Annotated in this window: 20 protein-coding genes and 1 pseudogene; 17 read left to right on the forward strand and 4 right to left on the reverse strand. The window is 43.0% G+C overall.

The features are described 5' to 3' along the window. Positions 1 to 8: 8 nt before the first annotated feature. The 7 genes and pseudogenes from ABIE27_RS14590 (at position 9) to ABIE27_RS14620 (ending at position 6695) form a co-directional block, all read left to right on the forward strand. Complete coding sequence (locus tag ABIE27_RS14590) at positions 9 to 902, forward strand: alpha/beta fold hydrolase (protein WP_123067319.1); 894 nt, start codon at positions 9 to 11, stop codon at positions 900 to 902. 375 nt (positions 903 to 1277) lie between these two features. Beyond that, positions 1278 to 2282: an ornithine cyclodeaminase family protein gene (locus tag ABIE27_RS14595; RefSeq protein WP_429350789.1), complete on the forward strand. Its 1005-nt coding sequence runs from the start codon at positions 1278 to 1280 to the stop codon at positions 2280 to 2282. Positions 2283 to 2295: 13 nt separating this feature from the next. Further along, positions 2296 to 2663: pseudogene (locus ABIE27_RS14600) on the forward strand (pyridoxal-phosphate dependent enzyme). Continuing rightward, on the forward strand, positions 2647 to 2883 hold the full coding sequence (locus ABIE27_RS14605; protein ID WP_275670062.1) for a pyridoxal-phosphate dependent enzyme: 237 nt from the start codon (positions 2647 to 2649) through the stop codon (positions 2881 to 2883). Before ABIE27_RS14600 ends, ABIE27_RS14605 begins: the two are co-directional and overlap by 17 nt. A gap of 324 nt (positions 2884 to 3207) precedes the next feature. Continuing rightward, positions 3208 to 4065: an ABC transporter permease gene (locus tag ABIE27_RS14610; protein ID WP_240037289.1), complete on the forward strand. Its 858-nt coding sequence runs from the start codon at positions 3208 to 3210 to the stop codon at positions 4063 to 4065. 17 nt (positions 4066 to 4082) lie between these two features. Further along, a complete protein-coding gene (locus tag ABIE27_RS14615; RefSeq protein ID WP_311279963.1) occupies positions 4083 to 4961 on the forward strand; it encodes a carbohydrate ABC transporter permease in 879 nt (292 codons plus the stop codon). A 78-nt stretch (positions 4962 to 5039) separates the two neighbouring features. Next, positions 5040 to 6695 carry an extracellular solute-binding protein gene (locus ABIE27_RS14620; RefSeq protein ID WP_123067337.1) on the forward strand — a complete coding sequence of 552 codons (1656 nt, stop codon included), beginning with the start codon at positions 5040 to 5042 and terminating at the stop codon, positions 6693 to 6695. A gap of 102 nt (positions 6696 to 6797) precedes the next feature. Here the strand turns inward: ABIE27_RS14620 and ABIE27_RS14625 are convergent, their stop codons facing one another. Together ABIE27_RS14625 and ABIE27_RS14630 are read right to left on the reverse strand one after the other, a co-directional pair. Beyond that, positions 6798 to 8438 (reverse strand): response regulator, encoded by a 1641-nt coding sequence (locus ABIE27_RS14625; RefSeq protein ID WP_161557079.1) that lies wholly within the window; start codon positions 8436 to 8438, stop codon positions 6798 to 6800. Then, complete coding sequence (locus ABIE27_RS14630; RefSeq protein WP_161557080.1) at positions 8416 to 10146, reverse strand: sensor histidine kinase; 1731 nt, start codon at positions 10144 to 10146, stop codon at positions 8416 to 8418. The genes ABIE27_RS14625 and ABIE27_RS14630 overlap by 23 nt, the downstream gene beginning before the upstream one ends. 242 nt (positions 10147 to 10388) lie before the next feature. On the opposite strand from ABIE27_RS14630, the gene ABIE27_RS14635 reads away from it, so the two are divergent. From ABIE27_RS14635 to ABIE27_RS14655, 5 genes are all read left to right on the forward strand, one after another. Continuing rightward, positions 10389 to 11270, forward strand: a complete 882-nt coding sequence (locus ABIE27_RS14635) for a nucleoside hydrolase (protein WP_429350790.1) — start codon at positions 10389 to 10391, stop codon at positions 11268 to 11270. Positions 11271 to 11598: 328 nt separating this feature from the next. After that, positions 11599 to 12606, forward strand: a complete 1008-nt coding sequence (locus ABIE27_RS14640; protein ID WP_429350791.1) for a helix-turn-helix domain-containing protein — start codon at positions 11599 to 11601, stop codon at positions 12604 to 12606. A gap of 91 nt (positions 12607 to 12697) precedes the next feature. Continuing rightward, positions 12698 to 13489 carry an SDR family NAD(P)-dependent oxidoreductase gene (locus ABIE27_RS14645; RefSeq protein ID WP_123067327.1) on the forward strand — a complete coding sequence of 264 codons (792 nt, stop codon included), beginning with the start codon at positions 12698 to 12700 and terminating at the stop codon, positions 13487 to 13489. Between the two features lie 325 nt (positions 13490 to 13814). Beyond that, entirely contained in the window at positions 13815 to 14561 is a 747-nt protein-coding gene (locus tag ABIE27_RS14650; RefSeq protein ID WP_429350792.1) for an ATP-binding cassette domain-containing protein, read from the forward strand. Beyond that, the gene (locus ABIE27_RS14655) at positions 14545 to 16179 is read left to right on the forward strand and encodes a hypothetical protein (RefSeq protein ID WP_429350793.1); all 1635 of its coding nucleotides are present in this window, start codon (positions 14545 to 14547) and stop codon (positions 16177 to 16179) included. The genes ABIE27_RS14650 and ABIE27_RS14655 overlap by 17 nt, the downstream gene beginning before the upstream one ends. Before the next feature lie 92 nt (positions 16180 to 16271). On the opposite strand, the gene ABIE27_RS14660 is transcribed toward ABIE27_RS14655, so the two are convergent. Beyond that, on the reverse strand, positions 16272 to 17093 hold the full coding sequence (locus ABIE27_RS14660; protein ID WP_161557081.1) for a MerR family transcriptional regulator: 822 nt from the start codon (positions 17091 to 17093) through the stop codon (positions 16272 to 16274). 132 nt (positions 17094 to 17225) lie between these two features. Between ABIE27_RS14660 and ABIE27_RS14665 the strand changes: the two genes are divergently transcribed. The 4 genes from ABIE27_RS14665 to ABIE27_RS14680 all read left to right on the forward strand — a co-directional run bounded on the left by ABIE27_RS14665 (position 17226) and on the right by ABIE27_RS14680 (position 19454). Then, positions 17226 to 17372, forward strand: coding sequence for a hypothetical protein (locus ABIE27_RS14665; RefSeq protein ID WP_240037285.1), 147 nt, complete (start codon positions 17226 to 17228; stop codon positions 17370 to 17372). After that, complete coding sequence (locus tag ABIE27_RS14670) at positions 17363 to 17815, forward strand: MFS transporter (protein ID WP_429350794.1); 453 nt, start codon at positions 17363 to 17365, stop codon at positions 17813 to 17815. The genes ABIE27_RS14665 and ABIE27_RS14670 overlap by 10 nt, the downstream gene beginning before the upstream one ends. Before the next feature lie 17 nt (positions 17816 to 17832). Continuing rightward, positions 17833 to 18732: an MFS transporter gene (locus ABIE27_RS14675; RefSeq protein WP_429350795.1), complete on the forward strand. Its 900-nt coding sequence runs from the start codon at positions 17833 to 17835 to the stop codon at positions 18730 to 18732. Between the two features lie 158 nt (positions 18733 to 18890). Then, on the forward strand, positions 18891 to 19454 hold the full coding sequence (locus tag ABIE27_RS14680) for a GNAT family N-acetyltransferase (RefSeq protein ID WP_429350796.1): 564 nt from the start codon (positions 18891 to 18893) through the stop codon (positions 19452 to 19454). 93 nt (positions 19455 to 19547) lie between these two features. On the opposite strand, the gene ABIE27_RS14685 is transcribed toward ABIE27_RS14680, so the two are convergent. After that, the gene (locus tag ABIE27_RS14685; RefSeq protein WP_123067332.1) at positions 19548 to 20435 is read right to left on the reverse strand and encodes an AraC family transcriptional regulator; all 888 of its coding nucleotides are present in this window, start codon (positions 20433 to 20435) and stop codon (positions 19548 to 19550) included. Positions 20436 to 20572: 137 nt separating this feature from the next. Here ABIE27_RS14685 and ABIE27_RS14690 point away from each other — a divergent pair, with 137 nt between their 5' ends. After that, on the forward strand, positions 20573 to 23281 hold the full coding sequence (locus ABIE27_RS14690) for a glycosyl hydrolase family 95 catalytic domain-containing protein (protein WP_429350797.1): 2709 nt from the start codon (positions 20573 to 20575) through the stop codon (positions 23279 to 23281). Positions 23282 to 23362: the final 81 nt, after the last annotated feature.

A 23362-nucleotide genomic window follows, 5' to 3' on the forward strand; every position in this document is an offset into this window, starting at 1 on the left:
ATATCATAATGAAAGTGTTAAAAGTAAACGATATTGATATTGCCTATGACAGTTATGGCAGCGAAAAGAATGAAGCCATTCTATTAATTGCAGGGCTTGGCACACAGATGATTCGTTGGACGGTTCCATTCTGTGAGATGTTAGCTGCACGAGGATTTCGAGTGATTCGTTTTGATAATCGAGATACGGGTTTATCTACACATTTTAGCAATCATGCAACATTAGATTTCGAAGCACTTGCCAATACACTCATGTCGGGAAAACTCCCTGATCTTCCATATACTCTTGATGATATGGCTGACGATACGATTGGATTGTTAGATGCCCTGGGAATATCAAAAGCCCATATTGTTGGACGTTCGATGGGTGGTATGATTGCGCAGCTTGTGGCCAGCCAATATTCTGAGCGTGTCCTCTCGCTTACTTCTATTATGTCAACTACAGGCAATCCCGAGCTTCCACCGACATCCCCGGAAGTCATGGCGTTAATGACTCGGCCAGCACCGAATCCGATGGAGGATGAAGGGGGACATTTGGCCCAAAGCGTAGCTTTTGCCAAACGTATTGCCGGTACAGGTCACGCGTTTGAGGAAGACGAGTATCGTTCGCTCATTCGAGAGGAAATACAGCGAGCTTATGATCCGGGCAGTGTCGGGCGACAGATTGCTGCAATTGCGGTTTCAGGTGATCGACGGACGCGACTGGCAAAAGTTAAGGTTCCAGCCTTAGTGATTCATGGTGTGGAGGATCCGATGTTTGTTCCCGCTTGCGGTAGAGATACGGCGGAAGCTATCAATGATGCAGAATTGATGTTACTTGAAGGAATGGGGCATGATCTTCCCAAGCAACTGTTCGAAACAGTTGTTGATGCAATCGAAAGGACAGCCCGGCGTAAAGGATAATATATACGTTCGACTTCAACCAGAATATATGATGAATTATCACCATAGTTAAAGTTATGTAAACCCATGGGAAACCGAAGGCGAAACAGTTGCGAGGAATGATTTTAAGCCAAACAGATGTTACCCGTGTACTTCAACACCTTTCCTTTCACTCACCAAGTCCCGCATTCCTATGTCTCACGGTTGCCTAACTGAATAATCGTTGTATTCTCAACAAAGTTCAGCTAAAATAAAGCTACAAATTTTATATCATGCTTGTTTTTATCCCCGGGTAAAAACGATGATAAGCATTGAGTCTCACTCCCCACTAGGGCCTACATAATGTAGGAGGGATGAGATTCAATGCTTTTTTTGATAAAGAAGGAGGCATACCAGGTGCGATTTTTAAGTGATAACGATGTCAGACAAGGATTGAATGTACCGCAGGTGATACACCTAGTAGAAACAGTATACAAGGCTAGGAGTGAACATAACACGGAGACTTGGCCGACAATCTTCTACGATTTTGTTCCAGGCAAGGCAGATATGGATATCAAATCAGGATACCTGAAGAGTGATAAGGTATTTGGACATAAAACGATCACATGGTTTGCCGAGAATGAAGCGAAGCAGCTTCCCACGTTGACGGGGCTCATAAACGTATTTGATGCCGAAACAGGCAGACCCTTCGGAATAACCGAGGCATCCTTTATTACGGGCATACGTACAGGTGCTTCGGGAGCAATCGGAGCAAAATACTTGGCTAGAACGGACTCTGAAACTCTCCTTGTCGTAGGCTCTGGCAATCAGGCGATCTTCCAAATCGCTTGTGCCTTGTCTGTGCTTCCGAACTTGAAAACGGTTTGTGTTGCCGCCAGGGACCAAGAAAAGCTGATATCTTTTGTAAACACCTTACCACACCGACTTCAATCTGAATTTTGTACGAACGTAGAGAACGTTACGTTTGAAGTAGCAGAATCGTTAGAAGAAGCTGTAAAAAACAGTGATATTATCATCACCGTCACATCATCCAGAACGCCGATCATTAAGAGGGAATGGGTAAAAGAAGGTACACATCTTTCTTGCATCGGTGCAGATATGGCAGGGAAACAGGAGGTTGACTCCAAGCTGATATCACAAGCACGTTTGTATGTAGATGATCGAGAACACTGTATACATGTGGGCGAGATTGAAATACCGCTAAAAGAAGGCAAGATTACAGAAAGCCATATATGCGGTGAGATCGGCGATTTGATTTTAGGGAAAATAGAGGGAAGAACATCAAACCAACAAATCACCATATTTGATGCGACAGGTATGGCGATTCTGGATATATATGCAGCAAAAATGGCGTTACAGAATGCTGAGGAGCGAAATCTAGGCATTAAAATTGACATGTAAGGGAAAATTTGAAATGACTTTTAACTATGAACATGTGTTTCAAGCATATGATCGCATCAAGAAACATCTGAAGCCAACACCACTTGAAGAGTCGTTCTATCTAGGCGATCTGAATAGAAGATACTTTTTCAAACTGGAGTCCTTTCAACGAGCAAAGAGTTTTAAAATCCGAGGGGCTTTAAACAAAATGATGACGCTATCCGAGGAAGAAAAAACAAAGGCGTTGCCGCCATTTCTTCAGGTAACCACGGTAGTGCTGTGAGCTACGCGGCTTCTATTCTCGGAATTCATAACGTCAAGGTAATTATTCCCGAAACGACAGCCCAAAGAAAGATTGATAAAATGAACTATTTTGGGGGCAGAAGTGATGAAATTAGGTAAAGATTTTGACGAGGCTCATATGCTCGGCATGAAATACATTCATGAACATCATTTAACGTATATCGATCCTTACTACGATGATCCGGATATTTATGGTGGACAAGGGACGATAGGCATTGAAATTTTAGAACAAAACCAAGATATTGATACGATCGTCGTTCCAGTAGGTGGCGGAGGTCACTTCATAAATAAAGCATGTGAAGTCATTTTCGGTGAATAATACCTGTAAAATCAAAACCCTCATACTTGTGGAGTGAAAATCCATTGTATGAGGGTTATTTTCGTTCAACGAACGTGTCATATTAACAATTTGTTATCGAAGCTATCGTTTTATCATGTTGACTTGGAAGTTGCGAATCTATACTAAATGTACGGAGATACAACAGAGTATGATGCTTATCTCTGCAGAACATAGAGAAAGAAGGGTAGCACACGAATGAGTAATGCAAAAGCCACCACACCCACGCAAGCCGATGTGATTCGTCCGAGTCCCCGGCGCACCAAACGCAAAAAAGGCTTTAAGCGAACACTGGCACTGGATCTTATGCTACTGCCAGCAGTCATCTTGACGTTCATATTTGCGTACATACCGATGGGCGGATTGGTTATCGCTTTTCAGGATTACAAACCCTGGCTCGGGTTTGCCAAGTCTTCTTGGATCGGCCTGGAACATTTTCAATTTCTGTTCAGCATGCCGGAGAATGTGCAGGTAATCTGGAACACGTTAATTATTGCGGGAATGAAACTGATTGGAGGTCTGATTGCACCATTGATCTTTGCATTACTCCTCAACGAAGTACGGAAGGAAACGTTCAAGAAGAGCATACAAACCTTCGTTTATCTGCCGCACTTTCTGTCATGGGTCATTCTAGGCGGAATTTTGCTGGACATGCTGGCAACAAAAGGCATGATCAATCAGTTTCTTGGGGCCGTGTTTGGTCTTGAACCTATCTTTTTCCTCGGAGAAGGTACCTGGTTTAGAATCGTTGTGGTAACCAGTGATATCTGGAAAGAATTCGGGTTCGGCGCAATCATTTTTCTCGCCTCGCTGGCAGGCATTAATCCGGCACTATATGAAGCTGCTGAAGTGGATGGAGCGAGCCGTTGGCAACAGACCTGGTCCATTACGATTCCTGCTCTCATTCCCATCATGATTGTCGTAGGAACGTTGTCCCTTGGAAACATTTTGAACGGAGGATTCGACCAGATTTTCAACCTATATAATCCGCTCGTTTACGATAAGGGTGATATCATTGATACCTTTGTGTATCGGGTAGGTCTCATCGATGGAAAGTTTGGATTCTCGGCTGCAGTTGGGCTCTTCAAATCGGTTGTCGGATTCGTTCTGATTGTGCTCGCATACCGTGCAGCTTATAAATTTGCGAATTACCGTATTTTCTAGAAAGGAGACCTCACGGCATGTATCATAAAACAAAACCCTACAAAGTTTTCACCGTGTTTAACTATACGTTCTTAATTTTGTTATCGTTACTCTGTATTATCCCGTTGATCCACATTCTCGCGGTCTCCTTCAGCGGTAAAGCAGCTGCCAATGCCAATCTGGTCGGACTCTTTCCGGTTGAATTTACTTTTGATGCTTATGAGAAAACATTGGCTAATGAAAACTTTATCCGTTCCCTATGGGTTGCTGTACAGCGAACCGTGCTGGGCACACTTCTTAGCATGATTGTTGTCATTCTGGCAGCTTATCCGTTATCTCGGGAAAATCGAAGCTTCAAACGTCGTAATATCTATACGTGGTACTTTGTATTTACAATGCTGTTCAGTGGAGGCTTAATTCCATTCTACATTCTTATTCAGAAGCTTAATTTGCTCAATACGATGTGGGTGCTTATTCTTCCCGGAGCGGTATCTGTGTGGAATATGATCCTGTTATTAAATTTCTTCCGCAATGTGCCTAAAGAGCTGGAAGAAGCAGCTTTTATTGATGGTGCGGGTTACTTTCGAACATTGATTTCCGTCTTTTTACCTGTGTCGATGCCAGCCATCGCTACACTATCCCTGTTCTCCATGGTGGGGCACTGGAACGCCTGGTTCGATGGTTTGATTTTCCTGACAGATCACGAAAAATATCCACTCGCCACCTTCCTGCAGACGATCATCGTTCAGCAGGACTTCAGTAAAGTTTCCGTGCGTCCCGAAGACCTGGAGAACATCTCCCAACGGACGATCAAGGCGGCTCAGATTTTCATTGGCATGGCGCCGATTTTGGTTGTATACCCCTTACTGCAACGCTTTTTTGTTAAAGGGATTGTACTTGGTGCTGTTAAAGAGTAAGACCAATTCTGGTTCAACTAAATTTTTATATGATATGGGGGAGACAACGTGTTTAAAACATGGAAAAAGCCGCTTCGCATGTTGATGGCTGCTACAATGTTATCTGGTGTACTCGCAGCGTGCAGCAACGATTCTACATCCGAGAAAAATCCTAACGACAGTAATGAATTTTATTCCGCACCGTTTGAAAATGGTAAATATGTTGAACCGGTTACCATTTCCACGGTATTCCCGATCACCAGCAGCTTGAAATTCAAAAATGGAGAAAATATTGAAAATAACGTTCATACGAAGTGGGCTCACGATACACTGGGGATCGACATTAAATACTTATGGACGGTCAGTGAACAAAATAATGCTTACCAGACCAAACTTCGTCTGATGCTCACATCAGGTCAGAAAATGCCGGATATTATCTCTTTCCGCGGTAGTCAAACATTAATCAGTGATTTAATTGAATCGGGTCAATTCGTGGATGCAGGAGAACTATTCGATAAATATGCTTCGGATACGTATAAAAAAGCGATGGCGGAAGATCCGAATGTGTGGAATCCCTACATCCGTGATGGTAAACGAATGGCAATCCCCATTCTGGAGAACGCTTACAATAATGATCCAGTGATGTACATTCGTGAAGACTGGCTTAAGAAGTTGAATCTGAAAGCACCAACAACATTAGATGAATTAGAAACGGTGATGGAAGCCTTCGTCAATCAGGACCCGGATGGAAACGGGAAGAAAGATACCGTTGCTCTCTCTGTAGGGTTCAAAAACAATTTGAACACGTGGATGGCAGACTCCGGCTGGATCTTTGGCATGTTTGGGGCGATGCCGAATCAGTGGAATAAAGCAGCAGACGGTTCACTTGCATACGGCTCTATCCAACCTGAGATGAAACCGGCACTGGAGAAGATGAAAGAGTGGATGGAGAAAGGTTACATTGATAAAGAAGCAGGGCTGTATGATGAGCCCAAAGCCGCTGAAGCATTCACTGCAGGGAAGTCTGGTATTATCGTTGGTCCATACTGGATGACAGGCTGGCCAATCCCGGATCTGCAGCAAAATGTGCCAGGTGCTGAATATAAAGCATATCCACTTCCTGCTGGTCCTGGCGGTAAAATGGGACGGCACGGAACACCAATCAGTACGGGTGCTGTTCTGATCAATAAGGATATGGAACACAAAGACGCATTCTTTGTATATCAGAACTATCTGTTTGATCACTGGGCTAATCCGGAAAGTACAACATTCGTACACGGGTTTGCCAAAGGCTATGATTATGATATTGGCCCTGACGGCGAGGTATACAAAGAGCAGCAAAGCGATAAAATTCCGGGCGGCTGGATCGATGCGATCCGTTATACACTTACGTTTGATGGAGCGATCATTCCTAACCTCATGATGAATACGCTAGCTGATCTTGCGAATGGTAAAGAGCCGACCACTCAGTATGAGAAAAACCTGGCGGACCGAATCCCTGAACAGATTAAAGCAGCCAAAATTGTTATTGATCAAAAAGATATTGTAATGCCTCAAATGTTCACGGGTGTTCCAACGAAAACACAGGTTGCCAGAGGCGATTTGCTGACCAAGCTGGAAAAAGAAGTATTGAACAAAATCATTTATGGTCAAGCGCCGATTGATGAATTTGATACTTTTGCGCAGCAGTACATGTCTTCTGGAGGCAAACAGATTACCGAAGAAGTCAACGCATGGTATGATACGATAAAATAAAAAAACGAACCGCACTTCATGTACAAGTGGTTTCCTTTACCTTTGTACATGAAGCGCGGTTTTTTACTTTGTTTTACGTTAACTTTCTCATGGTACGCTGCTTTACTGCTCCCGATATTCCTGCGGTGTCATCCCAAATTTATCACGGAACACCTTGATGAAATATTGGGAGTTGGCATACCCCAGTTTTTCTGAGATCTCATATACCTTATCCTGCGAATGGTTTAGTAGGTAGAGTGCAAGATCCATTTTCACACTTAAAATATACTCACTCAAACTGATGCCTTGAAGTTGTTTAAACAGCTTGGAGACGTACACCGGGTGCAAGGATACATGATCTGCGATCGATTGAAGACTGAGGGAATGCAAGTTCGCCGAAACAAACGTCTTGATCTGATGAATGACGTCATGTTGCTCATCAAATGACTGTTCTTCCAGCTTTAGACGCAGACTATCAAGTATGTTATCAGCCCAATCTGTAAGTTGGGATACTGATCGAAAAGGCACACGTGGAACCCACTCGTTTCCGACCAGATCGGACAACAGCGCTTGATTTTTGTGGGCAATGTAATGAAAGGCCGATAACAATACAATCTGAATCTCGTCCAGATGTTCTTCGGTTTGTTCAGGTAGCGCACTATATCCGATCTTAATTCGGTGTAGACGTTCTTTGAATACTTCCCATTGTCCTGTTTCAAGTAAATGATTGAAGGTTGGGGGTTCATATAATATATGCAAAGAACGAATGGATACGGGGCGATAACTTTCCTCAAGGGAAAGGAAGTATCCCGTGCCGTTACCTACCTGCTTTTTGAGAGCCGATAGGGCTTGCTCATACATGTCACGAATATCTTGCTGGAGTCTACCTCCATGGCTAAGAATAACCGAAATTCCACCTTTCAGGTATTCATTAACATTGTGATGCAATTGCAAGGAAAGATGGGTGAGATCCTGATTTTGCTTCATGGGTTGCTCACTGTGATTCGTCTCTGGTGAAGTATGCAATTCGTTGTTGTCAGGTCCAGCAGACTTTAATAAAAAGACCAGATAATCGAAATGATCCCTACAGTGCCAGGTATAAAAAGCCGTATTGAATAACTCACATGCAATGTTGGTCACAGCGTATTCAAACAATTGCAAACTGGTCGTCGTATACTTGGTGAAATGCTCTTCCAGCCGCACCAGAACAAGCTGTACTTCATCTTGGGCATGGAAGGGGAGATGATAATGTTGCAACTTGTCGTTCAGAATATCTTCTGCATAGTGGTTACCTTCAATCAGTTGATTCAGTAACCTGTCCTTCAGCGAAGGCAGGTGCTCATGAAAGGAGTTCAGGGCTTGTTCATAGGACAAGGCCTTACGAATTTGCTCTTCGATGGACAGCACTGTTTGTTCCAGACAGGATGCCAGTTTTTCGACATCCAGCGGTTTCAATAAATACTCGACAACACCATATTTCGTCGCTTCTTTAGCATACTCAAACTCGGCATAACCCGTAAGCAAAATGCAGGGCAGATTGGGCTTTATCGCCTTGATCTGCCGGATCAGTTCAAGTCCGTTCATGACAGGCATGGAAATATCGGTGATCACCATGTCTACCGTTTGTTCCTCCATAATAGATAATGCCTGCATGCCGGAGTATGCTTTGTGAATACGCTCAATACGGTATTGATCCCACGGGAATGAGATCTCTAGATCGTCAATCACATAGGATTCATCGTCAACTAACAGAATCTGATGCATCTGCAATATCCTCCTTATGTATAGTAATGATGCACGAGGTCCCTTCGTATAAGCCGGATTGAATGGACAAGCCCGACCGTTTGCCATATGTAAGCCTGATTCGCTGATTTACATTTCGAACTCCTGTTCCAATCTGTTCTTCTGGACGCGTTAATTCATCCATATGTTCACTGATGAGTGCAAGCCGTTCTGCAGGCATGCCTACGCCATTGTCTGCAACTGTGATACGTATGGAATCCTGATCCTGCTCTGCCCGAATTGTAATTTTTCCGGGACCCATCGAAGGCTCTATCCCGTGTTTGACTCCATTTTCAACGAGCGGTTGCAGGATCATACGAGGGATCCGTATGGATAGAAGCTGCTTTGGCACATGGATCTCACAGGTAATACTTTTTTTTCGCATATGTATGATAGACATGTAATGATTCACAAACCGAAGCTCTTCACCAAGCGTGGTATCCATATCTTCAATGCGGTGAATGTAGCGGCAATAGGCAGCTAGTTCCAGGGTCATGGCGGTTACAGATTCATAGTCCTTTACACTGGATTTACTCTGAATATAGTTGAGACAGTTGTATAGAAAATGTGGATTAATCTGGGCTTGATACTGCCTCAACCGGGCCTCTTTGACCGAAAGCTCTCCAAGCAGCACCTGCTCTATTAATGTCTGGGTATTCTCGGCCATCCGGTTAAACGATCGACCTAATATTCGAAATTCGAGAGTCTTTGTTTCATCAACCCGACTTGAGAAATCTCCCCGGTCAAAACGATCAATCGCTTTGCGCAGACGAATAACCGGTTGTTGGATCTGATTCCGCAGCGCCAGCGTGTACAGTAGAGAGAGCAGAAGCATCGCCACGAGGGCCAACACAAACAACGTATTGTTACGTGAGATAGACTGCTGCAACTGATTCGTGAGATGGTAATCAATAAAGTACAGATCGAGAATACTTGCTTTCATATAACTGATGAAATAATTTTGATCCTGAAATGCAATTTCGAAGAAACCGCTATCATCTCTGATCTGTGGAATAACCTTTGCGTCAGCTTCGGCAAGTTGTGGGGAGCGTGCTCCCCGGATTGCTGTTTTAAAATGCGAATCATACAGCATTGGTGTCCCGGAAGTATATTCAGACATCATTTTCTGCAACACTTCGAGTGATATTCGGATCTCAATGTACATCGGACCTCGATGTCCCTTGGTTAGATGCGAGTAATACCCCGTACCATCCTTGTTCATATGTAACATCCATTTATCCAGCGGATCTTTGGACATGACGAACGGCTGAAATGAAAAATCACGATCCGAAGATACGGTAGCCTTCTCATCCGGATAATACAAAATGATTGTATTGTTCCATGCGGTTGAAGCACTGTTAAGGGCCAGTTTCTCCATCAGCTCCAGCTTGGCTTTGTATTTAGCAAAATCATTCCCGTAAGTGAGGGCATACGTATACCCTCTAACCGACTGATCCTCGGATAATGTTAGCGCATTCATTAATACCTGCTCAAATTGGTTAGACAGCTGGGAGGACATGAAACGTACTTCTCCAAGTTTATTCTTCTGCAGCTCACGCTGAATTTCGTCTACGTTTAATCGATAAATCCACCAGAAGATCAGGATGATTAGTACAAACATCAAAACAAGACCAAGCGCCAACTTCTGAAAAATAGAAGCGTTTTCTTTTGAAAACTTTTCCCTCAACATATTGTTTCCCCCTGTGCAGCAAAGAACCATAATGACTATTCTTTATTCTACATTATCTTGCTGGATTAGGGGAAGGAACATAAGAACAACAGATTTTGCAAAGGGCATCAGCCAAGTGCACACAATTGGATATCTGTCTAATGATTTATGATAAACTGAGGCATATCAAATGTTGGAGGTGCAGCATGGGGATTTGCACTTTTCTCTTGTATAACTAATTTTAAATACAGGAGGATTAATACATGGAAAAAGTACTGCTTGATACCGATATTGGCGGGGATATAGATGATGCGATCTGTCTGGCATATTTATTAAAGGAACCACAGTGTAACTTAGTTGGCATTACAACCGTGTGTGGAGAACCGGAAAAGCGGGCGGCCATTGCAAGTGCCATTTGTAAAACGGTTAGGCGGAATATTCCGATTATTGCCGGATCGGATACAACTTTGCAGCCAGTTCCTGTTTATCCAACCCCGGATGGTGCGACAGCATTGTCCAACTGGGAGCACCATATCTATGAAAAATCGGATGCACCTGCATTTATGTATGAGATGATTCGGTCAAATCCACATGAAATTATATTACTCGGCATTGGAAACATGACGAATATTGCCACGTTGTTTAACACCTATCCTGATGCCCCATCCCTGTTAAAGGGGCTTTATGTGATGAATGGATATTTCGGTCATGAAGAATTGCCTGAAGCCTATTACAATTGGAACTCCTGGGCTGATCCGCTCGCATCTCAAATTGTTTTTGCTTCCAACATAGCGGCTCACCGAGCCATCACACTGGAAATTACAGATCGATTGACTATAGAAGCGTCCAGAGCAGGGGAGCTTTTTCTTGCCAATTCGGAGTTGATGAAAGCCGTATTTGATTTTGGCAATTCGTGGCTGAAAAGTTCGAACAAACTGACTCTGCATGACCCACTCGCGGCCGTTAGTATATTTTATCCTGAAGTTTGTCAATTCGAGAAAGGTTTTGTCCATGTGGAAACCCAGAAGGAGACTTTGATGGGAGGGACTTCGTTTAGAGCAGCTCCTAATGGAAACGTGGAGATTTCCCGAGAAGTTGATAGGGAACGTTTTTATCAAATTTTATCGGGCACATTAAAAAGGTGAAAAAATATTCCTTTTAAAGCTCAACTCAAGGGCTCGTCTGTCACATACAGGCGGGTCCTTTTTATGTATATCAGGTCGGAATATTACATCCTTCATAGCAGTTACAACACACCGGGTGAGTGACTTATGTATCTCAGAAGTATATTCGAAGGAAGGATCGTACAATGACCTGGACATGGTTTATAAAACGGCGTAATTCGTTAGTCTGTTGTCACCCTGTGCTAGTTACATATCAGAAAGTTAAGGGTATCATATTATTCGTGAGTCAACGAAGACAAGGAAGATTTGTTATTCGAGTGTGTCATTCAGCAGAAGGAGGTGCAAATGAATGTCATCCGATTCCAACGACCGTATTAAAATGCCGCAAGGCTTCTGGGAAGGGCTGCGGCAGCTAGGGATTGCCTCATATGATGTAGCTCGCAAAGCCGGATTACCGCTTACGATCATTTCAGAAACGACAGTGAATACCGCTCAATATTATGCTATTTGGCAAGCGTACTCCGACCTCACAGGCGATATTGCCCAAGGGATCATCAAACTGGCAACCGTTTATGAAGTAACAAAGTATCCGCCGCCGATATTAGCCACATATCATGCCCGAGATTACCGTGATGCATTGCATCGGATGGCTCGATATAAACAACTCTGTCCTCCCGAAAAATTAAAGATGGTTGAGGCGGGGGAGAGTTGTACAATCGATCTCGAGTGGATCGTCACCGATCACACTTGTCCGCCATTACTAGTCGGCATCACATTAGCATTCCTGCTTGAATTGGGACGGAAGGGAACAGGACGGCCTCTTATTGCAAGTGCGGTAGAATTTACCCAGCCGATGGGAGATGTAAAAGCTCTCGAAGCTTATTTTGGCTGCCCGATCCGGACAGATGCTATTGGCAATCGGTTGACGCTTCATCGACAAGACCTGGATATTCCTTTTCTCACCTACAATGAAGAGTTACTTGAGATTTTGGGCCCCTCACTGGATCATACGCTACATGAACATAAAGTAAATCGTTCCGTGTCGGACATGGTCAAATGGATCATGAAGCGCAGCTTAAGTGCCGGACGTCCGGAGGTACATACGGTGGCTAAAGAATTGGGCATGAGTAACCGCACCTTGCAGCGCAGATTAATGGATGAAAAAACAAGTTTCGTACATCTGCTCACCCAGGCAAGACATGAACAAGCACGGATGTACTTGGCAGACTTATCGCTTGATATCAAGGAAATCGCATTCCTGATCGGATATGAAGACCAGAATTCATTTTACCGTGCATTTCGCGCTTGGGAAGGGGAAACACCTGCTCATTGGCGAAGCGAACATGTGGAGAGATAAGGCAAGCTAGCAATACATTTACAAGTAAATAAGTTAAGTATTCTTTACATTCAACTAGAAGCCAACTAGACAGAAAAAGGAGAAATGGTTTATGGATATGGGATTAAAAAACAAAACAGCATTGGTGACAGGATCGACCAAAGGAATCGGTAGAGCAATTGCTATGGAGTTGGCTCAAGAAGGGGTCAACGTACTTATCAATGGACGATGTGCTGAAGAGGTACAACGAGTCGTTCGCGAAATCAAATCTGCCTATCCGAACACTTCTCCTCAAAATGCGGCTGCCGATATTGTCAACGCTACTGAACGTGAAGCTTTGTTCAAAACGTTCCCACAGATTGATATTTTGATCAACAACACCGGGATTTACGAAATCATGCCCTATTACAATATAGACGACACGGTATGGGAAAAATATATTCAGACGAACGTGCTTTCCGCAAACGCGCTGACCAAATTTTATTTGCCAACCATGCTGAACAACGGCTTTGGAAGGGTCATCTTTATTGCCAGTGAAGAAGCTGTAATGCCTGGACATATGCCGCAATATGCTGTAACCAAATCTATGCTGCTCTCTTTATCGAAGAGTCTCAGTAAATTGACAAAAGGCACAGAAGTAACGGTCAATACGCTCTTGCCTGGACCAACCCTCTCGGAGAACGTAAAGCAGATCATCGAGAGTGTCATTCAGGATGAGAGTCTGACCTTTGATGAGAAAGAAAAAACGTTCATGGCGGCCAATCTTCCACAATCCGAGTTGCAGCGCTTCATTAGACCAAGCGAGATCGGAAGACTAGCAACATTTGTATGCAGCCCTTATGCAACGCCATTTAAAGGTTCACCGATCCGTATGGACGGGGGAATGGTTCCAACAATTTACTAGTGAAGTTACAGCTATAAGTGGTTTATATGGAAGGAACTAGTAATTCAATAACTTGGATAAGCGGACTATCATTCGATCGTTCGTTTTCTTTTATTCGCAGATACAACAAGGAATAATATAAATCAAGATCGAATACAAGATAAGTGATTGTCTAATTTCCCAAGATTAGCTATTGGGTTCATTAAGACGATTTACCTTCTAAAGGGATGTTAATGGCTATCCTTTTATGAAAATAATTTGAAGGGATTGATAGGTATGAAAACTAAACAATTAATCAATTCGTATATGAACGAGAAAAATGGCTTTGAAAGCGAGGAGTTAATCAATGAAACTGGTATTACAGAATTTAAGGAAGAGTTTTGGTGAGAGAAACGTATTAAGTGATGTGAATTTTCAGTTCGAAAAGGGAAAAATCTATGGCCTGCTTGGACGAAATGGTGCTGGAAAAACAACATTATTCAATTGTCTGGGTGGCGAGATTCAGGCGGTTAGCGGCACAATGGAACTCATTAACGAATCAACATCGCGTCACTTAGAAATCGATGATGTAGGTTATGTTTATTCTTTGCCCATGCTACCGGAGTTTCTGACGGGATATGAGTTTGTACGATTTTTTATAGATGTTAACGCCGATGTAATCGAAGGGCGAGGAAATGACATTGATGGCTTATTCGATATGATGCACCTGACACTAGAAGACCGCCACAAACTCATTAAACAGTATTCACATGGAATGAAAAATAAAGTTCAAATGATGCTATTTTTACTGATGAAACCCGCAGTGATTCTCCTGGACGAACCTTTGACTTCATTTGACGTCATTGTTGCGAGCGAAATGAAACAACTGCTGCGTGATCTGAAAAAGGATCATATTCTCATTTTTTCAACTCACATATTACAATTGGCAACGGATTTGTGTGACGAGTTAGTTATTTTAAATCATGGGAGTTTGACTCGGATTTCACCTGACATTCTCACTCAACCCGACTTTGAAACACAAATTATTGAGTTATTGCGCGATGGAAGCGAACAGGGTGCCCAGAAGGAGAATGCCGATGCAGGGAATCTTTAATACGGTTTCTCGCATGTGGCAGTTGCAGGTAATCACGCTAGTCAACCGTTTAATATATATGATGCAAAGGTTACCGGTGGTAGGCACTTTAATTCGTGACCAAACATACGCTGCTTTTCGGACGAAACGCACATTAGGTGCAATCGCAGTTATTTTAATGCTTGGCGCTGGTTTGTTGGAGAGTATACTTTACTTCTGGGGAATGCTCGCGTTGCCCATACTTTTATGGACACAAGATCATCATACGGAGCGATTTGCACTTATTCTTCATATGTATTTTTGCATTAGTGGTGTGATGGGTGCGGTAACTAGTGCAAAAGTGTTGGAAACAAACAAGATGAAGTATACTGCAATCAGATTTATGCGAATAGCGCCAACTCGATTTATGCGGGCTGTAATGTTTCACAGATATACCACATTTTTTGTGTATCAAGGGATGGCCTTTGCGCTGGTCTCTGTGTTTTTTAACTTTTCGATGATTCATACCTTGCTGGTCGTGGGAATCATGACTTTTTGGCGAATCTTATGTGAGTTTTTACATCTGGAAATATTTCAGCGGAAAGGCATTGTTCTTATACAGAAAACTTGGGCTACGATTTTAACGATGTTAATCGCACTAGCTCTTGCTTACCTTCCTTTAACCCCATGGAGCATCCCTTTATTCGGGGCTGTGATATTTGAACAACGATGGCTTATGACAATCATCGTATTGTCAGGGACTGTCGCTGGGTATATTTTGCTCAAACATAAGGATTATACCGCTGCAGTGCGAGCAGTAACTACCTACGCCGATCCATTGTTAAACAAAGAAATCATGATTGCTGATCTTCAACAACGAATGATCCAATCGAAAGGTAACGACCTAAGCGAACTTTCCACTTCTAACCCTCGTGTCGTCGAACAGAGGACACAGAGCACCTTAGACAAAAAGGGATACGAGCAATTGCATGGACTCTTTTTAAAGAGGCACGCTAATCTTCTCCGGGTACCGTTCCGCAGACGTTTAATAGCCACTATGATCTTAGGCTTGTTACTGTCTGTCTTGGCACTCATTTTCAAAGATCATATTTCTCTAGATTACATTGGAAGATTTACACCTTTACTCATACTAGCTATGCTTAATCTGACCGTGGGTAGTCAAATCTGTAAAGTGTTATTTTTCCACTGCGATATGCCGCTAATGCGTTATTCATTTTATCGCAAAGATGCGAAACCACATTTCCTTTTAAGGTTAAAATATTTATTAAGCAACAATCTAAAATTAGGCTTGTGTTTTGCAGCTGTCATAAGTGTGTCTATACTCATACTAACTGAGGGACGGAATGTAGGTTCACACCTTGCGATCTGGATTATGATTATCACGCTGGCTGTCTTTTTCTCATTACACCATCTAGTGTTGTACTATGTGCTCCAGCCGTACACCGCCGAATTGGATACGAATCATCCTCTTTTTACAATCGTAAACAGTCTTATCTCATTAGGCATTGTTGTCGCGGTGTTTTTAGGGCCTACGCTCTGGGTGTTAACTGCTACCTTAATTGTGTTGACTGTAGCTTATCTATTCAGTGCTGTACCTCTTGTCAGCAAATATGCTCCAAATCATTTTAGAGTCAAATGAGAGTGAACATATTAAACGTTTAACATTAATCCTCCCTTATAAAAATGAAGGGGGGATTTTGTTATTCATCTGGCATGCAAATGAGGGAGAGATCAATGTGATACCTGAACAAATATCCGTATTTTATAGTCGTCTGGATTCTTTTCTGTCCAATAGGTGTGCAGTTCCAATGCATATACATCTCCGCTTATATTCATTCCTTTACGTGCAATGAACTTTTTAATGACAGAATACGTTTGTGGCATGCTATCGTATGACCCTTTGTGATCTATAATTGCATATAAACCTGCAGGTTTGATCAACATCTTTTCTTCAGGAATGGAGGTCTTTATTTGGTTAGCTATGTATTCAGGATAATAGCCCCCGGATTCAAATCGGTCTTTACTTATAATCGTCCAAATCGCAAATTCATGATCGATATAGTGTGTTTCACAAAAGTCTCGATGTTCGGTTAATTTTTTGGCAAACTCCTTATCACCATCACCTATATCCAGTTTGGTAGTTATGAAATATTCCTCTAGGCATTCCAGAATTTTTGGTGAGTTTCGTAATTCTAATGTTGCTTCCTCAGTCATCTTGATGGCACTTGTCAGAATATTTTGCATTTGATTAATTCTACGTTGTTCTCGTTCTAACTCCACCTGTTTTTCTTTTAACATATTTATGAATAGAGGCGTATTTTGCTTCTGAAGAAAAACCTTGATTTCCTCTAGTGAACTCCCGGCTTTTTTGAGCACAATAATCAAATCAAGTACAAGACATTGTTGAACGGAATAATAACGGTAGCCTTTAGAATTGACAAATTCAGGTTTTAACAGTCCAATATCATCGTAATGAAAAAGGGTGTGTTTAGTCACTCCGCAAGTTTTAGCTAGTTCACTGGTTGTGAAATATTCGTTTGATATATTCGACATTTTTCTATCCTCCATGCCTCTATAGCTATGTATTAAATTCGCTGAATTTGTTTGTTGACTATAGGGTTACCCTATACATTATAGTTCAATATGTTAAAAGTTTAAAATAATTCGTACGGAGGAAGATTACTTATGTCAACATTCAAACGCTGGATGATTTTAATCATTGTATCCAGTGCACTCTTACTTATCGTCATGGATATGACGATTCTTTACACGGCTATGCCAACGTTAACACATGAATTAGGTGCGACTGCTTCACAAAAATTATGGATTTAAATGGTTACTCCCTTGTTATGGCGGGTTTGCTTCCCGCAATGGAGACATTAGGAGACCGACTTGGTTATAAACGGGTTTTCTCGATAGGTTTGATTATATTTTCAATAGCTTCACTTACTGCGGCTTTTGCTCCCACCCCCTATGTTTTGATAGCGGCAAGGGTACTTCTTGCTGTTGGAGCAGCGATTATGATGCCTGCTACCATGGCAATCGTCAGAGTTACTTTTACAGATCCGCGTGAGTTAGGCTTGGCTATTGGTATTTGGGGCGCTATTGCCTCAGGAGGTGCAGGACTTGGACCCATCGTAGGTGGACTTCTTCTCGAGTATTTCTCGTGGGGATCTGTATTCTTAATTAATTTACCCATCGCAATACTAGCATTTGCACTAACTATACTGCTTGTCCTAAACATGAAGGGAATAGAAGTAAAAAGTTTGACTTAACCAGTTCAATCCAAATTATGATTGCCTTGGTGACTCTTATTTATGCGATCAAGGAGTTTACTCGCCGTGAAGGTTCGGTAACTTTTGCAGTAATTGGAGCTGCTGTCGGCATAATGGCACTTGTTATCTTTATACGTCGTCAAAACAGAAGTTCTGACCCACTTATTGACCTTTCATTATTTAAGATACCTCTGTTTACCACAGGATTTATTACAGCATTGGTAGGTTTATTTTCTATGACGGGAATCCAATATATTGTGACGCAACGGCTTCAATTGGTAGAGGGTTTCAGTCCACTAATATCTGGAGTATACACGCTAACTATCCCTTTTGCATCTGTCATTGCAGCTCCAGTGACCGGAATGCTCTTGAATCGCTTCAAGGTTATTTATATCAAGAGTGCTGTTCTATTCCTTACAGCAGTGGGGTTGGGAATCTATCTTGTACAATTGGATTCAGGCATTGCTGGGCAGGTATTTGGACTGACACTTTTCGGAGCAGGCTTAGGTGGTGGGATGACTGTAGCATCTCATTCTATAATGAGTAGTGCTCCGTATGAAAAAGCAGGTATGGCTGCATCTATGGAAAGTGTGGGATATGAAGTTGGTGGAGCTACAGGAATAGCCATGATCGGCAGTCTATCAGGTCTTGTGTACACGTTAACCATGAAAATCCCAACAGGATTGAATGTTCCAGTAAATGTGAAAGATAGTTTGGATGAAGCTTTAATCGTAGCAGAAAGATTGACTGTATCTGCTTCGGAAACATTGAAACAAGCCGCACGGTTTGCGTTTGATCAGTCCTTTTCCGCTGTTATTGTAGCCCTTATTGTGCTACTGTTAGTTGCTTCATTAAGCATGTTATGGATTGGATCACGATCAATGAAAAAAGCAGAAGAACCGCGGCGCTTGGGATAAGGTGAGGGAGGAACAGACTCTGAATGCTGTCCAGAATCATCGTAAGCAAGTAAAAACCTGTGCGTGCAGGTCTGAAGTGGGGAGCGTTCTCCCATAGAACTCGCTGTTGATCGACAACATGAGACAGGAATTGTGATAACCATCTGGAGGCGATAAAAGTGCTGGAATTAGAGTTTACAACTATAAAGACCTGGAATGAAGCTTTGTGGAAGCGGATGGAGCGGATCTATCATGAAGCTTTTCCCTCCGGCGCGAAGACAAAAGGGATTCTCCGCAGTATGCTGAATCGTGGAATTGGTTATTTACACATGGGCGTGCATCAGGGGGAGGTAGTTGCTATGGCGGTTACTGGACTGGTGGGGGAGGGGGAGGAGCGCCTCCTGGTCATCGACTATCTCGCGGTTGAACAGAAGTTGCGCGGATCGGGTATAGGGACATGGATGCTGAAACAGCTCCGGGCTTGGGTAACAAGGGAATATGGGGTCGAAGGCATAATTATCGAGGCGGAGTCCGGGACAACGGAGGCTCATCTGAAACGCATTCAGTTCTGGCAACGCAACGGGTTTGTCCTGACCTCCTATGTTCATCAATATAGCATGGTGCCAGAGCCGTATCAGGCAATGAAACTGCCATTGGGTAGAAGCAAGCGCGTAAATGATGATGGTGAATCGATATTTCGTTATATTAATGCATTTCATAAGGTTGCTTACCGAAAGAGGTAGATGAATTTAATTACCTGCATCGTATTGGTCAAGGGAAAAAAGCCTGCCGCAATGCTTATGACATCTAGGATTAAAGCAAAATCTTGATGAGTTTCAATTCATATCGTGTATACGGCGCTCACTCCGATATTTTGAGGGAGACTGATAATAATATTTTTTAAACGAATGACTGAATCGTTCTGGTGTTGAAAAGCCTGCCGCGATAGCTACCTCTCGAATCGGCAAATCGGTCGTCAGCAGAAGCTTTGCTGCAGCCTCCATACGCGCTTGCCATTTTTTGTCCTTAAACGACATTCCATATTGCTTCCGCACGGTCCTTTCTGTCTGCCTTGTACTTAATCCAATTTGATCCGCAAGCTTTTTCAGTGTTATGGATTGATAGTCATATAAGAAACTGTTCTCAATGGTCACAAGCCTGCTATCATTTAGTGTTTTAACCGGTGCATTCAGTACCGCGGTGGGGGCTTGGTGATAGTGTCTGATCGTCCGAGCCACAATCATCTCAAGTATGTTTGTTGTCATCTGATGAAAACCAAAATGTTTGAGTGACACTTCCCGAGCAAGCATCTCAAATAAACACATCATGTTTTCCTGATCGGGGCCAATCCAGAAAGGCGTATCCAGCAGCCATCTAGAGAGAAGTCCCTTGCTGAGAATATCCATTGCTTTGGGTCCAGATACAATCTCAAAAAAAACACAGTATTCGGCCATGGGGTCCGTGTGATCCGGGATTTGCTCATGTTCGACCTCAGGGCCGGTCATAAACAAGGTGCCGGGCGTCAAGGAATAATGCAACCCGTTGGCGATAAGAAGACCCTTTCCACAGGGAATATAATGAAGCTCATAGCTGCCATGACTGTGGCTGTGTTTGGGCATCGTTTGATGAAAATAACCGAATTTTACATACAGTACGTTAAGGACAAGGTCATCGAGTTTTAACTTGATATCCATATCATCAATATCTATCGGGGGCAGATTCATGGTTTATTCTCCTCTGTCATAATGCGACATCATGAACGGAACTTGGTCGGCTCTTGTGATAACACAACTCCATTGCTCATCCCTATAATTATAGCTATGAAAGCTTGATTGGGAAATGGAAAAAGGGGGAGAGGAAGTTGGGAAAAACGAGAGCTCATCTATATGATCGAGGCAATTACGCTCTGCATTATACCGAAATACCCGCTGTAAATCCGGGGCACGCCTGGAGAGATGGCATGGTAAGTGGAAATGGAAGAAATGGCTATATTACGTCAGGTTCACCTTATTCCGATAGCTTTATTTTTCAACATATGTGGTTCAATTTCCCTTCCGCTGACCCTAGAGAGATACCACCAGAACTGACTAGTCAATTGCAGGAAGCCAGACAAAATGTGTTTGAACAGAATGATCAATGGAAAATCAAGCACAACAATGGGCAGACCCGTGTAAGAACATTTTATTATTGTTACCATCCAGGTCATCAGCTTCGCTTGAACATGATAAACAGAGAACAAGTTTCAGACTATGAACGGTGGACGAACTATGAAACGGCCGAAACGGGCGTAAGATATCGTGATAACGATGGCTTGTGGGTACGCACTTCGTTTACATCTAGAAAAGATGATGTTTCCATCACTAAGCTGGAGCATTCTGACCTTGGACGGAAGATCAATATGGTGTTGCAGCTTGATGATATTTCACATATGGACGGGGCTCATAACGGGATGTCCGAAGTTTGTGCACTTCGATACAAAAAACTGGTAGATCCCGATGCCTGTTATCTTGCTCAAGTGGTTCATTATCCCTCTTATATAGGGAGTGAGTTGAGCCAAGGTGGATATGCAGGTGTTACTCAAGTTATCGTTGTTAACGGTACGAAGGAACGGATCTTGCTGGAAGACACAGACGAGGAGATGAATGTAGGGTTGGAACAAAACCCGGCAATTCAGATCAATGATGCCGATGCCGTATACCTCATCACAACTTCGGGACGAACTCACGAGATGGGGAGCATAGAGAACTTTGCCGACTGTTCAAGCTACTTCCTTGTAGATGAGTTGTTACAGCACACCCAGTCGGTCGTGCAGAAGTATAGTCATGCACAATGTGCATTTGATTATGAGCAGGCACTTTCATTACATGCCGAATGGCATTCCCGTGAATTTAACGCTGTACGTTTTGCTCTTGATGGTGACGAGAAACACAAAGATGTCGATAATCTGCAACTCATTGAACTGCAACAGGCATCCGCAAACCGAATTAATCATGCTTTTATGGAACAGGTCTACAACCAGGGGCGATATGCTATGATCTGTTGCAGCGGAAGCAGTGCTCCTCGTTTATACGGGATGTGGACAGGCGAATGGAATCCGGGATGGAGAGGCATTTACACACTTGATGCGAATGTGAACCTGCAAGTCGCAGCCATGAATACGGGGAGTCTAACACAGGCTCAGCTTGGGTACATCTCATTTCTCCTCAGAAATGCCCCGGATTTCGAAGCCAATGCCCGTATGGCTTACGGCATGCATGATGCGATTCAGGTAAGTGTTAACTCAGACGGAGACCGTGCTATGCATGTCGAATATGATAACGACTATCCTTTTGAATACTGGAATGCCGGTGCGAGCTGGTGTTTACTTCCTATTTTTGAATACTGGCAATGTTTCGGCGATCGTGATATTCCCATTGCGGAGGAGATGAACATCGATCGTCTGCAATCGCTTTTATCTGTTCATGACAACGGCTTATCAGATGAGGCATTCCTGAGTTTGAAAGAACGCGGTACGCTGAATCTGCTTCAAGATATTTTGCTACCGCTGCTCACCAAGCAAGCTAACTTCTGGGAGCAGATCTGTACACCTGAGTATTTCACAGATGTTACGGGACAATCACGTTATGAGCCTGGCAAACGTTCATTACTTGCCGGTGAGCGTTATATGATCATTCCTACGTACTCTCCTGAGAATCACCCAATTGGTTATAACAGCACTATCACCGCAAACGCTACGATGGACATTTCTGCAGCACGAGATGGATTAAATATGGTTATTCAAGCGGAGATGGCTTTAAAGCGCCCGGGATATGAGAAAGCGGTAGACAAGTGGAACAAGCTGATGGGGCAGTTGCCAGCATATCGTTACGGTGAAGATGGTGCGCTCTGTGAGTGGGCTATGGCCGAGTATATTGAAAACAATGATCACCGGCATCTGAGTCATTTATATGCTGCCTGGCCTGCTTATGAAACCCACGGTGATGCAGATCTTGCATCGGCTTCTGCTATAGCTCTGGCAAACAGAGACAAGTTTAACACAACGGATGCAACAGCAGGTCATGGCTGGATGCATAAAGCACTCGTACATGCACGATTAAAAAATGCAGGTGGTGTTCTTCATTCACTCCTACCAATGATGACCGAAGGTGGTTATTATGATTCTTTGATGACTGATCATGATACTAACCGTAGAAATCATTGTTATTGTACGGACACTGCTTTTGGTGTAGTTGCCGCGGTACAGGAAGCTTTGCTCTATTCCAATACAGGAGAAATAGAAGTACTGCCTGCACTTTCTTCTGACTGGATGTCCGGTAACATCGATGGCTTAATGGCAAGAACACAAGTGAAAGTAAGCCGTTTGTCATGGGATCAATCAACGGGGATAATCAGAGTAGTTTTGTCTTCACTTATTCAAGATAATACCATTCGACTGAGTTCGGGGTTGCCATGGACAACCGCTCTGGTTGATGGAGTTGAGACACAAGTGCACATGAAGGGTAACCAGAAATATGTTAACTTAATACTGCAAGAGAGTCAGGAGACTTCGGTCGTTTTCAGTAGGGCTTAGGTATAGATTCAGTAGAATCTGACTTTCTTTGAGCATCAGTAAAAACCTTTTACAAATATTATCAGTAGGTTATAATACAAT

Origin of the sequence: Paenibacillus sp. 4624, from assembly GCF_050435065.1 — a bacterium.
Classification (GTDB): Bacteria; Bacillota; Bacilli; order Paenibacillales; family Paenibacillaceae; genus Paenibacillus; species Paenibacillus amylolyticus_D.